Origin of the sequence: Streptomyces sp. CHD11 (assembly GCF_018638295.1) — a bacterium.
GTDB lineage: Bacteria > Actinomycetota > Actinomycetes > Streptomycetales > Streptomycetaceae > Streptomyces.
Genome location: NZ_JABTTS010000003.1, coordinates 112,056 through 125,123 on the forward strand (window position 1 = coordinate 112,056; position 13,068 = coordinate 125,123).

Genomic DNA, 13,068 nt, shown 5'->3' on the forward strand with positions numbered 1-13,068 from the left:
AGCGAGCTACCTGTTGCGTCCTCTCCGGGGTGACGTGCGCCATCGGCGGTCTCTTGTTGACTCGAACCGTCAGCACAACGGCCGGACAAGGCCTACCAGACCGGTAGCTAAGGACAACACCATGACCACGACACGCAGTTCCGCACAGCACCGTCTCCCCAGAGGCCGCCGAATTGCCGCAGCTCTGCTGGTTTCCACACTGGCAGGAACCGCACTGGTCGCGTGTACTGCCGACGCCAAGGGCTCGAAACCGGCCAAGGTCTCCGGCAAGAGCGCCGGCGAGACCGCGGGCAACACCAAGATCACCTGGGGTGAGTGCCCGGCCCTGGCCGGGGGACAGACCCGTGACCCCGACCTGACCTGTGGAACGTTGGAAGTGCCACTCGACTACCAGGACCCGGGCGGCACGAAGATAGACGTGGCGGTCTCCCGGCTGTCCACCGCACAGCCCGCGAAGCGACGTGGCGTTCTTGTGCTGAACCCCGGCGGGCCGGCCCTGGGCGGTCTCGGCATGCCCGAAACCATGGCATCCGCACTGCCGAAGTCCGTGCTGGACCGCTACGACCTGATCGGTTTCGACCCGCGCGGCGTCGCACACAGCACCCCACAGAGCTGCGGTCTGCAGGACCCCGGCGTGCCCGGGCTCTTCCCCTATCCCGCCGCGGACGGCTCGATCACCGAGAACGTGGCCCTCGCCGAAGCCGTCGCCAAGCAGTGCGCCGACACCGTGGGCGAGAAGCTGCGGCACTACAACACCGCCAACACCGCCCGCGACATGGACGCCATCCGCCAGGCGCTCGGTGAGAAGAAGATCTCCTACTGGGGCCAGTCCTACGGCACCTACCTCGGCGCCGTCTACCGCACCCTCTTCCAGAACCACACCGACCGGATGGTCCTGGAAGGCAACGTCGACCCCACCAAGGTATGGGCCGACCAGGTGGCGGACACCTGGGGCAAGGGCATGGCCGACCGGTTCCCCGATGCCGCCCAAGTCGCCGCGGCCCAGGCCGGCACCCTTGAACTGGGCACGAACGTCGAGGAGGTGACCGACACCTATCTCGCCCTCGCCGACCGGCTCGACCACACGCCGGCAGCGATTCCCGGCACACCGGTGTCACTGGACGGGGCACTGCTGCGGAACATGACCTACGCCCTGCTTCTGCACGACGACACCCTTCCCGTGCTCGCCAAGTTCTGGAAGGCCGCCGACAACCTGTCCCACGGCACCACCACAGCCGCCGACACCGCGGTCCTCAAGGAGGTGTTCGCCCAGACGCCCACGTCCCCGGACATCCCCGCGGACAACCAGGCCACCATGTTCCTGGCTCTCACCTGCGGTGACGCCGAGTGGCCGCACGACGTCGACGGCTATGCCGCCCGTACCGCCTCCGACCGTGCGAAGTGGCCGCTCACCGCGGGCATGCCCGCCAACATCTGGGCATGCGCCTACTGGGACAAGCCGGCTGAGCCGACGGTCGAGGTCGTGAAGGGCGGCCCTCGCGACACCCTGATCCTGCAGAACCGCCGGGACAACGCCACCCCGTGGGAAGGCGGCGTCGGACTGCACAAGTCCCTCGGCGACGGCTCCGCCTTCGTCGGCGTCGACAACGGCGGGCACTCCGTCTACGGCGAAGGTTCCGCCTGCGCCGACAAGGCCACCGTCGACTTCCTGGCCACCGGCCACCTGCCGGACAAGGACGTCTACTGCACCGACGTCACCGAGAAGTAACCCGCCGGAACACGGTGCTTTCATGTCCGGCCATCTGTCCGTTCGGAGCCGCCTCGAAGGGGCCGACAGCAGTCGCCCCAGCCATCGCGGGGATGGGCCGGGAACCGCTGCACCGACATTCGGCACGGCCCCGGAGCTGCGGCGTGTTACACAAGGCCGTGATCAGGCAGGTCGGAGCGGGGCCTGTGCCCTCCTGGGCCCGCGTGCGCCGGGTTCGGTGTCTTCGCACGGAGCGGCGGTCGCGACCGGAAGCGCATGTTGTGCCGCTGCTGACACGGTCCGGCTCGGCCCGGGACCATCCGTCGAGCGACCGGGGATCCCGGGTCCGGCGCAGGACCTCGCTCGACCGGGGGTACTGCTCCACTGGCTCGACGTGACCAGGAGGGCCCTGGGACGGCGGGGCCTCCCATTTCCGCGGGGTGCCTCATGAGGCCGCCTCCTCCAGCACCGTGATGCCGGCGATCGGAGGCCGACCGTACAGGGCGAGGATCTCGTTGGCGAGGGCGATGGTCCGCAACGGATTGTCCCGCTGCCGATGGGCCTCGATGTCCGCGGCGAGAAGCCCGGTGGGAACAGCCCCCGCGTCCAGCAGGACACGCCACTCCGCGGGCGGGAGTTCCAGATACTCGAGGTGGGTGAGCCGGGCGATCTCACAGGGATCGGCGAGAGTACCGGGATAGGCGGACAGGGTCCGCAGACGTGGCAGGCCGAGGACGGGGGCGAGACTGAGGGGCTCCTTCTCCCAGACCCCGATGCTGAGGACCTCCAGACCGGGGTGGGCGGCAGCCTCGATGCTGGGGATGGAGGCGCGATTGACGTAGGCGACGAGCGGAGGCTTTTCGGTCCTTCGGACCGGCCGGCCGTCGAAGTGACGGTGGACGACCATGTCGGTGAGGGAGTCGGCGACCAGCCCGGCACCGATGCTCCCCTCGTGACCAATGATGATCACCTGCCCGACGTGCCCCTCCGGCCCCGGTGTGAGGTCGACCGCGATACGGTCCCCGCCGCCGTTGTCACCGAAGACAATCCAGCCCGGCGAGCCGACGAGCCCCTGAACGGCGTCCTCCGGGCCCGTCTCGACCGCCTCCATGGCACCGAACCGCCACAGCACATGCCGGGAAGCCGCGTCGGCGACGTACACCTCGCTCAGGGGAAGGAGTTCGCAGCCGATGGTGTCGTACGGCTCCTGGTAGTCGTCCCAGTCCTCGTACCGGCCCCGGACGACCTGGTACAGGGCCCTCAACTCGGCGGGCAGCGGCACGCCCAGACGCGCCTCGGCCACTGCGATCTCATCCTTGGAGGCGCCCACCGCGTCCGGGAGCCGTTCTCGAAGAGTGCGTTGCAGCAGTTCCACATCCGCGGACGGAGCCGGTACCGCGCCCGGCACCGGCTCGGGCAGGCGGCGCACCGGCTCGGGCAGAGCCCCGTCCTGGAGGAGAAGCGTGCCAGGGTGCGCGGTCGCGACACCCGGCTCCGCGGACGAGCCCAGGTCGATCAGATGCAGCCGGACACCACCGGGAGCGGAAGATGCCTCCACGACGAAAGAGACACCTTCGCTACCGTCCTCCTTGAGCGCTTCCACGATCCGGCCCACGGCATCGAACTGCTCTTGATCGTCGGACACCTGTGAGGCGCGCCCCGGCTGCGGCGGCCGGTGCGGCAACGGAACGCTCCATGCCCCGGGACTGATCTGCCCCGCCACATGCCCGCCGGGCACGGAAAGCGTTTCCGTGTGGGCGGCGCGCAGGAGCCGCAGCAGGGGTTGCCAGGTAGTGAAGTCATAAAGCAACACGAGAAGGACCCTCCTGAAAGTGTGCTCGCCAATTCTGGATCACGGACGAAACACCGACAACATAAAGGCCCTCCCCAAGACGGAAGCGAACTGAAGGGAAGCAGACCTCCCTTCGCTCTGCGGTCCGGCGCCAGCAACGACGGGTCTCCGCCCGGACTCCGGCCCCCGTCGCCCGGATCCTGGACCGCCCGTCTATCGATGAGCGGACGGCCGGCAGCCTGCGGAGGGCGCCGAGGAAGACCACAGCCGCACAGCAGGGCGCTGTTACCGACAGATCAACAGCGGTGCCGCCGCCCAACGGAAGGACTCACAGAACCTTTGGCCACGGGTATTCTCTGGCAATGTCGAATCAGTCAGTGGCGGCGGGAGTCAGTCTCGCTGGTGTGATGGCGCACTGCGGCGGAAGCCCGGTGGGCGCCATGGAACTTCTGGTGGGAGTCATAGCATCGGCACCGGCGGCTCCGGAACCCTATGCGGCGCTTGCCGAGTTGTGGCAGGACCGACGCTCGGAACTGACGGAGAGCCTCGTAGAGGGCGGCTCCTTGAGCGCTCTGCCGGCGCAGGCGTACTTCTTGTTCCTCGAAGGGGACATGGACGACGCGGTGATGGCCCTTGGCTCGGTCACGGGTGCGCGGCCCGACGTGGCATGGGGCGCTGCACCCTGGTTCGGCGATGTGGGCTTTCTCGGCGCGGTGAGTGCCGAGGCGCTGGCCGAGGCATGTCTGCGGACGTTGGACTACGGCCACGACCTGGACACCGATGAGATGCGGGAGCAATTCGCCCCCTGGTTCCATGCCCTTGACGTGGTCTCCGAACGCCATCCCGTACCGGAAGCGCTGGCCGCCATGGCCCGACTGCCCCGGGCCTGCGGTCAGTACGAACTTGCCTTCGGTCTGTGCGACCGCGCCGATGCCGTCGATCGGGTCATGTGGACCGCAGTCGCCCGAGCGACCACCTGGCGCGTGATGCGCGACCTGGAGCAGGCAGCTGCGGCCTTCGAATGCGCCTTGCACCTGGACTCCGCCAACTGGTCCATTTACCTGGACCTGGCGGACGTGCGCGCCGAGCAGGGCGACTTCGCCGCAGCCGCGAGCCTCGTCGAACAGGCCCTGAAATACGAACCTCACGACGTTTCCCTGCGCGCGGCGAGCGCCGCCTACCGGACACGCCTTACCGGCTCGTCCGACGATCTGAAGGCCCTGATCGCCCTGGCGCCGGAGCTCCCGCACACCACCTACCGGAACCTGCTGATCGATTACGCGTGTGCGGGGCCGAAGCTGCCCCGGAGACTTGTTGCCAAGGCACACCGCATCCGTAAGCACTGAAATACCTAGGGTTCCGACCGGTGCCAGTCGTGAGCACCTCCCCGTTCCCGGTAGCTGTCCGGGCGATCAGGCCCTCGTTATGAGTCGGCGGAGGGACGTGATGTGCACTGTGCAGATGAGCCGCACGGCGGCGGTCGCGCTCGTGCAGCAGATCACGGACGCGGCCTACACCTCGGTTGCGCCTCTTGCACCGCTTCCCGCCGAAGCCGGTCGGTCGTCCGCCGCGTGAGCCACTGGACAGTTGGGCGGCCTGGCTGTCGGGTCGGTCTTCACCGGGGTCGTGTGCCGGAAGCCCCGGTGCCGCTGGCACTCGCAACGCGGCTCGAGCTGTTCCGCCGGCTGTCGTACTACAACCTGCGTCGTTGGCATACCGCGCTCGGTTACTTCATACCAGCCGAGTTCGAACAGCAACTGATCACGTCACGTACGCTGCCACTCGTCGGGTGAACCCTGCTGTCCACACCCGGGGACCAACCTCAACGGATCGCTGCCCCATGCCAACAGCAGATCGAGCCGTTGGTGGGTCACCAGGAATTCGACTTCCCGACACCGGGCGATGCCCGTCCGGGCGTTGTCAGCGGCGATCCCAGGGTAGCGTCGCAGGCATGGCCTTTCACACCACCGTTGAGCGCGCTCAACGCCTCAAGCAGTTGCACGCCCAGTACAAGCCGCTCGTGTTGCCGACCGTCTGGGACGTCTGGTCCGCGCGCACGGCAGTCGCCGCCGGGTTCCCCGCGCTGACGATCGGCAGCCACCCCCTCGCCGACTCCCGGGGCGCAGACGACCATGAGGGGCAGACCTTCGAGGAGGTACTCGCCGCCGTCAGGCCGATCATCGCGGCGGTCGACGTCCCTGTGTCTGTGGACCTGGAGGCCGGGTACGGGCAGAAGCCCGCGGATCTCGTCGCCGGCCTCATCGAGGTCGGCGGCGTCGGTCTCAATATCGAGGACACCGTCCACTCGGACAGTGGCCGCGTGCGCAGCACGCAGGAGCACGCGAGCTACGTCGCCGGTCTGCGCACAGCGGCTGACGACGCGGGGGTCCCGGTCTGGGTGAACGGACGCACCGACCTCTTCGTGCACGCGCAGGATGCCTCCGACGTCCTCGACGAGGCGATCGACCGACTGCGGGCCTTGGAAAAGGCCGGCGCCGACAGTGTCTACCCGGTGGGTATTCAGGACGACGACGACCTGCTCGCGGCGGTGACCGGAGCCGTCACCGTTCCAGTGAACTCCACTGCCCATCCCGTCAGGCACGATCTCGAGCGATTCCACCGTCTCGGCGTGGGCAGGATCACGTCCGGCCCGCTGCTGCAACTCGCCATGGCGGACACGATGAAGGACATGCTCATGCCGTGGGCACCCCTGACGGGTTGACCCGGACAATGGGGTTGGCCGCCGGAGTCCTTCACCTTGCGGCGGGGGTGACGCGCCTCCGGGATCCGGTAGCGCTGAACCGAGGGCCCGAGCGGCTGTTGCCGGCCTTCGGGCGGTGCGTCCCGTTGTTCCGTGAGCCTGGGTGTCGGCGACTCTGCCGGGACTGTGGCCGGGTCGTGTCCAAGCACAGTGCCTCGCCCTTCACTGAGCCCTGTTTCAGGTAGCGGGTGAGCCCGCGGGCGGAGAGTTCTTCGGCCAGTTCCATACAGCGCAGGCGGGCTGGGGAGAAGTCGTAGGGCATCTTGCCGGTGGCTTCGAGCACGCTCATGGAGTCGGCCTCCCGTCTGCCAGAGCTGAGGTCGCCCTCACCGTCATCGGCGGTGGCCGGGTGCGAAGTGTCCCAGGCGTCGAAGAGGTCATCGTCGTCCTTGCCCAGGCCGGACTCCTCGATGACGGCCTGCAGGGCGCTTTCGAAGGCGTGTCGCTCGGCAGCCACTTGAGCCACCCGTGGATCATCGACGGCGACACTGTCGTCGAGTGCCTCCTCGGCGTCATCGATGCGGTCGGAATCCGCCCGCAATGTGGGATGCGTGGCCAGGACGACGAAGCGGGTGGCCTGGACGACCGCGCCGAGCGGGCCGAAGATCCGCTCGGTGACCAGCAGATTGTCCAGGTCTGCCTGACGCAGGAAGCCTCGGACAGGCTCTTGAGGCGTTCGGTGACGACGTCGGAGAGCAGGCCCATCCGGCTGCCTTCGGTGCGCATCCGCTGCACAGCGGTCCGTTGCCGCCGCAGTTCCGCCTCCTGCTGAGGGACAGATCGGCTGCTGCGTCGTGGGGTCTTCTCGTTGCTCCACGGCGCGGCCGATGAGTTTGTGGCTCCCGGTCGGTCCAAACTCTTGACACCCTAGGAAGGGAGACCGCCATGCCGGAGCTTCTCGTCGACTTCATCACCACCCTCGACGGCTACGCATCGGGCCAGGGATGGCCCGGGTTCTGGGGCCTGGAGGGCCCGGAATACCTCGCTTGGCTCGGCGAGCAGCCCCAGGCCACCTACCTCATGGGAGCCAACACCTACCGCCTGATGTCGGGCTTCGCCGCAGGTGAGGTACCGGATGGCCAGGACGAGTTCAGGCCCGAAGAAGAGGCGTCTGTCGACGAGCTCACGCGAGCGTCCAAGGTGGTGTTCTCCTCCTCGCTCGAGGAACCACTGACATGGGCCAACTCCACACTCGTCCGCGACGACGCTGTCGATGCCGTCCGCGCCATGAAGTCGGGGGGCTCGGGGCTCCTCAGCACGATCGGCAGCCTCAGCCTGTGCCGGGCCCTGCTACGCGCCGGGCTGGTCGACCGCTTCCGGGTCGTGATGTTCCCGGTGATCACCGGGGCCACGGGCGAGGAACGCATCTATGACGGCTATCCGGACGTTGCCCTCGAGATGATCGAGCACCGCACCTTCGACGGCCGCATCCAGCTGGTCGAGTACAAGCCCCGCGTGCTTGAGCACCCACCGCTCGGCGTCCCTGCGTGACGTCGCCCCGTCCGTCCGTCGGTCTGGACGGCCGCCAGACCGACGGAGGGGAGCAAGACCGGATTCGTCCTGAGCGAAAGGCCGGTGTCGGGCTGGAGAGCGGCTGCGAACGGTGTGGGTGTTAGCTTCCTTGCCGTGCTGAATCACCAGGATGAGACCAGGGCGGCCTATGACGGGGTTGTCGAGCTGTATGCGTCGATGTTCGCCAATCGGTTGGAGACACATCCCTTCGCGCGGAACATGATCGGCACGTTCGCGGAGCTCGTGCGTGCCACGGAACACCTGCGGGTGGCCGACGTCGGGTGCGGACCTGGTCATCTGACGGCCATGCTGCACGACTTGGGACTGGACGCCTTCGGGCTCGACCTCTCCCCGGCCATGGTCGACCACGCCCGGCGGGCCCAGCCGGCGCTGCGGTTCGAGGAAGCGCACATGGAGGCCCTGCCGGTCGAGGACGGCACGCTCGGCGGAGTGCTGGCCCACTATTCGATGATCCATACTCCTCCTGGCGAATTGCCCGCCCTGCTCGCGGAGCAGGTGCGTGTCCTGGCACCAGGTGGCCTGCTACTGGTGTCCTTCTTCGGAACCGAGGGACCTGATCCGGTCCGCTTCGACCACAAGGTGGCGCCTGCCTATAGCTGGCCGGCGGACAGATTCGTCGGGCTGCTGGCCGAGGCCGGGCTCGTTACGTTCGCCCGGCTGCTCCACGATCCAGCGTCCGAGCGGGGCTTCCTCGACACCCATGTGCTGGCCCGCCGCCCGTAGGGCGTCAGCACCCATGACGTGGTCCGCGAGTCAGGCGTCTGCATCACCATGGGCCGCGGCGGTACCTGCCCCGTCTTCCCCGGCCAGCGCCACCTGGACTGGAAACTCGACGACCCGGCCGGCCAGGGCGTCGAACCCGTCCGCCCCATTCGCGACGAGTTCAAGACTCTCGTCGCGGGTCTGATCGCTGAGATCGCCCCGGCGATGCCGGAGGCGAGGGTATGGCGAGACGCGCGACGTCCTCATTCGACCCCTGCTGACGCACGAATACCACAGCCTTGGAATACCTGCCTGTAACCAACTGCACGCCCCGACCTCTCCTCCAAGGACGTCCCATCCCTCGCGGCGCTGTAGCTGTGCTGACATGCCGTGGTCTGGGCCGTACAAAGCGCTCGGGGCAATCGTCGGGAGACAGCGACAGGTGCCGTAGTGGGCGTCAACAGGCCCCAGCAGCACCGCCATTCCGGTCCGGCCCGACCGGCTTCCGGTCTCCTCCGGCCCGGATTCGCCGGGACGGCTGTGCCGGGCGACTACTGAGGTTGAACTCGCGGTGTCGCCCGCGGTCAGGGTTTGATGATCAGGCCGGTCTCGGCGAGGCAGCCGTCTATGAGGTGACCGCGGTACTGGATGTGCCGTAGGCCGCGTCGGATGCGCCGGACGAGGTGTTCGGGGGTGAAGAAGGCGACATTGGAGAGCCAGCCGCGTCGCAGGAGGGACCAGATTCCTGGTTCTTGTGCCTCACTTCGTGATCACCAGCAGCGAGGCACAGCGGATCGGAGCACCTGTGGCACATGTGACTCAGTCCCTGGACGGCCATGCAGATGACCCGGACCGAAGTCGTCATCAACGAGAGCGTCGGACCCGGACATCGACCGCGTGGTCCCTGCCGAGGCCCTGAGGCTCTGGCGCCGCCTGGACCGGCCGGCGCCGCAAGACCTACGCCAACGACCAGGGCTCCGCAGGATCCCAGGTCGCGGTCACCGCCCGCCCCAACCGGTCTCCAGAGCCGACCAGGATCCCGCCGAACGGGTCCCACCCGCCGCCGACGTGCACTGCGGCTACACCGCCGCATGGGCCGCCACCCATCCGGCACGCGATGTCGGCGGGAGCACCCCGGACGGCCGCACCGACAGCCAGGTCGCGGTACGCCGCGGCCGGGGTCGCGGCACGCCCGGTCCAGGGAGAAGACCGCCGATGCCGAAGGAAATCGTGCAGATGAGCCAAGGGTGACCGGCTCCCGTTCGGCCGCTCAGGGCTCTTCCCTTCCGCCAGACTCCTGGAGAGGGACGCTCCGGTGGGGCGCGTATGGGCGATACGGGGTGGGCGTGACCGAGCGCGGTAGGGACGACCGTGCCGCTTCGGGCGAGACGGGGCTGGGTGTGACGGACCACGGCGTTCAGCGCGCACGCTCGGCGACGGGGAACCGCCCGGGTGAGCGACAGGACAACGACGAGCAGCGGCACGTCGATGGGCCGGTGCGCGGGGTGCCGCGGCACGTGGCCTGCGTGATGGACGGCAATGGCCGTTGGGCTCAGCAGCGCTCGCTTCCCCGGACGGCGGGCCATCGGGCTGCGGAGACCACCGTCATCGACATCATCGAGGCGGCCCGGGGAGCCGGCGTCGAGTGGCTCAGCCTGTATGCCTTCTCCACCGAGAACTGGAACCGTCCTGGTTGCGAGGTCGACTACCTGATGCGCCTGGTCCGTCGGGTGGTGCGCAAACACGCGCCGCTGCTGCTCGCCCGCGGCATCCGCTGTCGCTTCCTCGGGGCCGCGGACTCACGCGTTCCCCGTGAACTGACTCGGGATTTCGAGGATCTGGCGACGCTGACCGCCGACAACCAGGGGATGACGCTGACCGTAGCCTTCGACCACGGCGGACGCCGGGACATCGTGGAGGCCGCCAGGTCGCTGATCCGCAGCGGGACGCCGGCCGAGGAGGTGACCGAGCGGCTCTTCGCGGCCCACCTGCCGTTCCCCGACACCCCCGACGTGGACCTCGTCATCCGCACCTCCGGCGAGCAGCGCATCTCGAACTTCATGCTCTGGCAGGTCGCCTACGCCGAGTGGGTCTTCCCCGAGGCGCTCTGGCCGGACTTCCGGGCGCCCGACTTCCTCGCCTGCCTGCACACCTACCGGCGCCGTGACCGCCGCTTCGGCGGCGTGCCGCGCCAGACGAACGGAGACCTGTCATGACGACCGGAACCACCACGGCGGCCGACGAACCATCCCTGTTCGGCCCGGAGTCGCAGTTCCGCGCCTTCTTCGACGACCCACGCTGGGCGCTGGCCGTGATCCGCGCCACCGTGCTGGAGGCCGCCCACCCGCAGATCGGTGCCGCCCTCGCCGACAACTCCACCTTCGTCGCCCACCCCTGGCGCCGGCTGCGCAACACCTTCCTCAGCATGCGGCGCATGTTCGACGCCGATCCGGCGGTACGCGAACGGGAGGCCGCCCGCCTCAACAGGCTGCATGCCCGCATGAGCGGCTCCGACGCCCGCGGCCGCGCCTACGACGCCATGGACCGCGCGACCCGCGCCTGGGTGGTCGCCACCCTCTTCGAAAGCGCCGTCACCATGTGCCGGCTGAGCGGCCAGCCGCTCGACCAGGACACCATGGAGCGCATGTACGCCGAGTACCGCCTGTTCCTCGCCGCGCTCGACGGCGACGCCGGGGAACTCCCCGAAGACCTCGGCGACTTCTGGCGGTACTTCGACAGGGTCGTCGAGGACGAACTGGAGAACACCGAGGCGGCACGCGTCATCCTCTACCGGCTCTTCGACCACCTGCCCGCCCCCGCGCTGCTGGCCGGCGCACCGACAGTGTGGGCGGCCGGCCGGGCCGTCGTCGGTCCGCTCCTCGGCGCGATCACCGTCGCCTCGCTCCCCGAACCGTACCGGCGCAGGGCCGGCCTGCCCGAGATGCCCGGTGCCCCGACCCTCATGCAGGGCGCCTACCTGGCCGCCGGGCTCACCCGTTTCCTGCCCGAGGGCTGGATCAACGTCGACACCATCATCGAGGCCCTCTCCGTCCCACCCGGCAGCGACGACCCCCGCGCCCGGACCGTGACCGCGCTGCGCGCCCGTATGAAGCGGGCATCGGCCCTGCTCCGCCTCCTCACACCGCTGAGCGACGAGACCGGCCCCGACCCGGTCCCGGCCGCCTCACCGGCTACGGGCGAGGGTCGGCGCTCGGCGGCGGAGTTCTTCCGTCAGGTGCTGGACCAGACCGGCGACGGCCACCTCGACTGGCCTGACCTCGCCGCCATGGCACGCGAACTGGCCACCCGCCTCGACCTGGACGAACCCGCGGAGACTCGGCTCTACGACGCCTTCGCCGCCTGGTGGCGTGAACTCCAGGCCGCCCTCGACGCGGACGGCGACGGGCGGGTCAGCGCCGACGAGTACGCTGCCGCCGTGCCGTCCCTCGCCGGTCCCGCGCTCATCCGCGTCGCCGAGGTGCTCTTCGACGCCACCGACAAGGACGGCAGCGGGACCATCGACGCGGACGAGCACAGGACACTCTTCCGCACCGCCTTCCACCGCGACCTCACCACCACCGACGGCACCTACGACCGCAGTGCGTTCGTCGGTGACTTCCTTTCCTTCATGTCAGGCCGCCGCAGGAACACCCCGTTCGACCCCCTGCTCTCCGATGCCTGACGAACCCGTAGGAGGCGCCGCCACCGGGGGCCGGCACACCGCCCCTGGTGCAGGGCGCAAAGCGGGGCTCGGTCATGCCTCGGCCGGCAACAACGGCTGTCGGGGGTGCAGGGGGCCACATACACACGCCGGTACAACCGGACGTGCACGGCGAAGTGCTTGCTCCGCCGATGGCGGGGAGCCTTCATCGGTGCGCTTCGGCGGGGAGCACAGGCATCCCCCGCGCGGTGGAGACGGAGGTACGGGTCTCCTTCCGGGGTCGCTCCGGGGCCCGTCCTCAGGGGCGATGGCGGGGAGACGGCTCGCCGGGACGATAGGGCGCATGACGACCACGCAACTCCCCACCAGCCTTCCGCCCCCGTCCCGTTGGGCCGTTCGTGCCGCCCACGCCGTCGCGTTGGTCACCCTGCCGTCCGGGGTCTGGCGCCTGCTCCTGGCGGCAGGTTTCACCGCCGGGTACACCGAGGCCGGGTACGAGGCGATGGGTTTCACCGGTTGGGGCGCGGTGTACGTGGTCGGGCTCACTGTGGGCGGAGAGTTGCTCGCGCTGCTCACTCTCGGGCTGGTCCGGCCATGGGGTGAGGTGTTGCCGCAGTGGGTCCCCCTCGTCGGCGGACGCCGGCCGAATCCGCGTGCCGTTACCGTGACGGCGGGTCTCGGCGCCGCGGCGCTGACACTGATCCTCATCCGGTTCGCCTTCTGGTGGACCTTCCCCCATCCGGACATGACCCCTCTCGGCAGCACGATCGCCGGAATCCTCTATCTGCCGCTGGTCGCCTGGGGGCCGCTCCTTGCTGCCGTCGCCCTCGACCATCACCGGCGACATCGCGCCGCAGGACTCTGACCGGTCCGGCGTCCCCGGCTCCGGCTCCGGCTTCGGCTTCGGCTTC

9 protein-coding genes and 4 pseudogenes are annotated in these 13,068 nt (G+C 69.1%); 10 read left to right on the forward strand and 3 right to left on the reverse strand.

The genetic code is table 11. The annotated features are described in order from the left end of the window. The first annotated feature begins 121 nt into the window (after nt 1-121). Entirely contained in the window at nt 122-1,729 is a 1,608-nt protein-coding gene (locus tag HTV45_RS04105) for an alpha/beta hydrolase (RefSeq protein ID WP_215204194.1), read from the forward strand. Between the two features lie 424 nt (nt 1,730-2,153). Here HTV45_RS04105 and HTV45_RS04110 read toward each other — a convergent pair whose 3' ends face one another. Continuing rightward, entirely contained in the window at nt 2,154-3,554 is a 1,401-nt protein-coding gene (locus HTV45_RS04110; protein ID WP_215204464.1) for an SMI1/KNR4 family protein, read from the reverse strand. Nucleotides 3,555-3,940: 386 nt separating this feature from the next. Here HTV45_RS04110 and HTV45_RS04115 point away from each other — a divergent pair, with 386 nt between their 5' ends. Both HTV45_RS04115 and HTV45_RS04120 read left to right on the forward strand, forming a co-directional pair. Next, complete coding sequence (locus HTV45_RS04115; RefSeq protein ID WP_251691235.1) at nt 3,941-4,846, forward strand: tetratricopeptide repeat protein; 906 nt, start codon at nt 3,941-3,943, stop codon at nt 4,844-4,846. A 605-nt stretch (nt 4,847-5,451) separates the two neighbouring features. After that, entirely contained in the window at nt 5,452-6,222 is a 771-nt protein-coding gene (locus HTV45_RS04120) for an isocitrate lyase/phosphoenolpyruvate mutase family protein (RefSeq protein ID WP_215204195.1), read from the forward strand. A gap of 235 nt (nt 6,223-6,457) precedes the next feature. Here the strand turns inward: HTV45_RS04120 and HTV45_RS04125 are convergent. Beyond that, nucleotides 6,458-7,041, reverse strand: a pseudogene (locus tag HTV45_RS04125) (MerR family transcriptional regulator); the annotation flags it as partial. 105 nt (nt 7,042-7,146) lie between these two features. On the opposite strand from HTV45_RS04125, the gene HTV45_RS04130 reads away from it, so the two are divergent. From HTV45_RS04130 to HTV45_RS33965, 3 genes and pseudogenes are all read left to right on the forward strand, one after another. Next, nucleotides 7,147-7,752 (forward strand): dihydrofolate reductase family protein, encoded by a 606-nt coding sequence (locus HTV45_RS04130; protein ID WP_215204196.1) that lies wholly within the window; start codon nt 7,147-7,149, stop codon nt 7,750-7,752. A gap of 135 nt (nt 7,753-7,887) precedes the next feature. Further along, complete coding sequence (locus HTV45_RS04135; protein ID WP_215204197.1) at nt 7,888-8,517, forward strand: class I SAM-dependent methyltransferase; 630 nt, start codon at nt 7,888-7,890, stop codon at nt 8,515-8,517. Nucleotides 8,518-8,520: 3 nt separating this feature from the next. Beyond that, nucleotides 8,521-8,733 (forward strand): annotated as a pseudogene (locus tag HTV45_RS33965) (phosphotyrosine protein phosphatase); the annotation flags it as partial. Nucleotides 8,734-9,080: 347 nt separating this feature from the next. Here HTV45_RS33965 and HTV45_RS33970 read toward each other — a convergent pair. Then, nucleotides 9,081-9,242 (reverse strand): annotated as a pseudogene (locus HTV45_RS33970) (IS630 family transposase); the annotation flags it as partial. A gap of 121 nt (nt 9,243-9,363) precedes the next feature. Between HTV45_RS33970 and HTV45_RS33975 the strand changes: the two are divergent. From HTV45_RS33975 to HTV45_RS04150, 4 genes and pseudogenes are all read left to right on the forward strand, one after another. Then, nucleotides 9,364-9,591: pseudogene (locus HTV45_RS33975) on the forward strand (HNH endonuclease); the annotation flags it as partial. Between the two features lie 401 nt (nt 9,592-9,992). Continuing rightward, the gene (gene uppS / locus HTV45_RS04140; protein WP_215204466.1) at nt 9,993-10,712 is read left to right on the forward strand and encodes a polyprenyl diphosphate synthase; all 720 of its coding nucleotides are present in this window, start codon (nt 9,993-9,995) and stop codon (nt 10,710-10,712) included. Further along, nucleotides 10,709-12,178, forward strand: a complete 1,470-nt coding sequence (locus HTV45_RS04145; RefSeq protein WP_215204198.1) for an oxygenase MpaB family protein — start codon at nt 10,709-10,711, stop codon at nt 12,176-12,178. Before uppS ends, HTV45_RS04145 begins: the two co-directional genes overlap by 4 nt. A gap of 322 nt (nt 12,179-12,500) precedes the next feature. Further along, entirely contained in the window at nt 12,501-13,022 is a 522-nt protein-coding gene (locus HTV45_RS04150; protein WP_215204199.1) for a hypothetical protein, read from the forward strand. Nucleotides 13,023-13,068 lie beyond the last annotated feature (46 nt).

Bases quoted from the DNA above. Each gene is read 5' to 3' on its own strand.
- HTV45_RS04150 (WP_215204199.1), top strand. From the start codon at position 12,501: ATGACGACCACGCAACTCCCCACCAGCCTTCCGCCCCCGTCCCGTTGG.
- HTV45_RS04120 (WP_215204195.1), top strand. From the start codon at position 5,452: ATGGCCTTTCACACCACCGTTGAGCGCGCTCAACGCCTCAAGCAGTTG.
- HTV45_RS04145 (WP_215204198.1), top strand. From the start codon at position 10,709: ATGACGACCGGAACCACCACGGCGGCCGACGAACCATCCCTGTTCGGC.
- HTV45_RS04105 (WP_215204194.1), top strand. From the start codon at position 122: ATGACCACGACACGCAGTTCCGCACAGCACCGTCTCCCCAGAGGCCGC.
- HTV45_RS04130 (WP_215204196.1), top strand. From the start codon at position 7,147: ATGCCGGAGCTTCTCGTCGACTTCATCACCACCCTCGACGGCTACGCA.
- HTV45_RS04115 (WP_251691235.1), top strand. From the start codon at position 3,941: ATGGAACTTCTGGTGGGAGTCATAGCATCGGCACCGGCGGCTCCGGAA.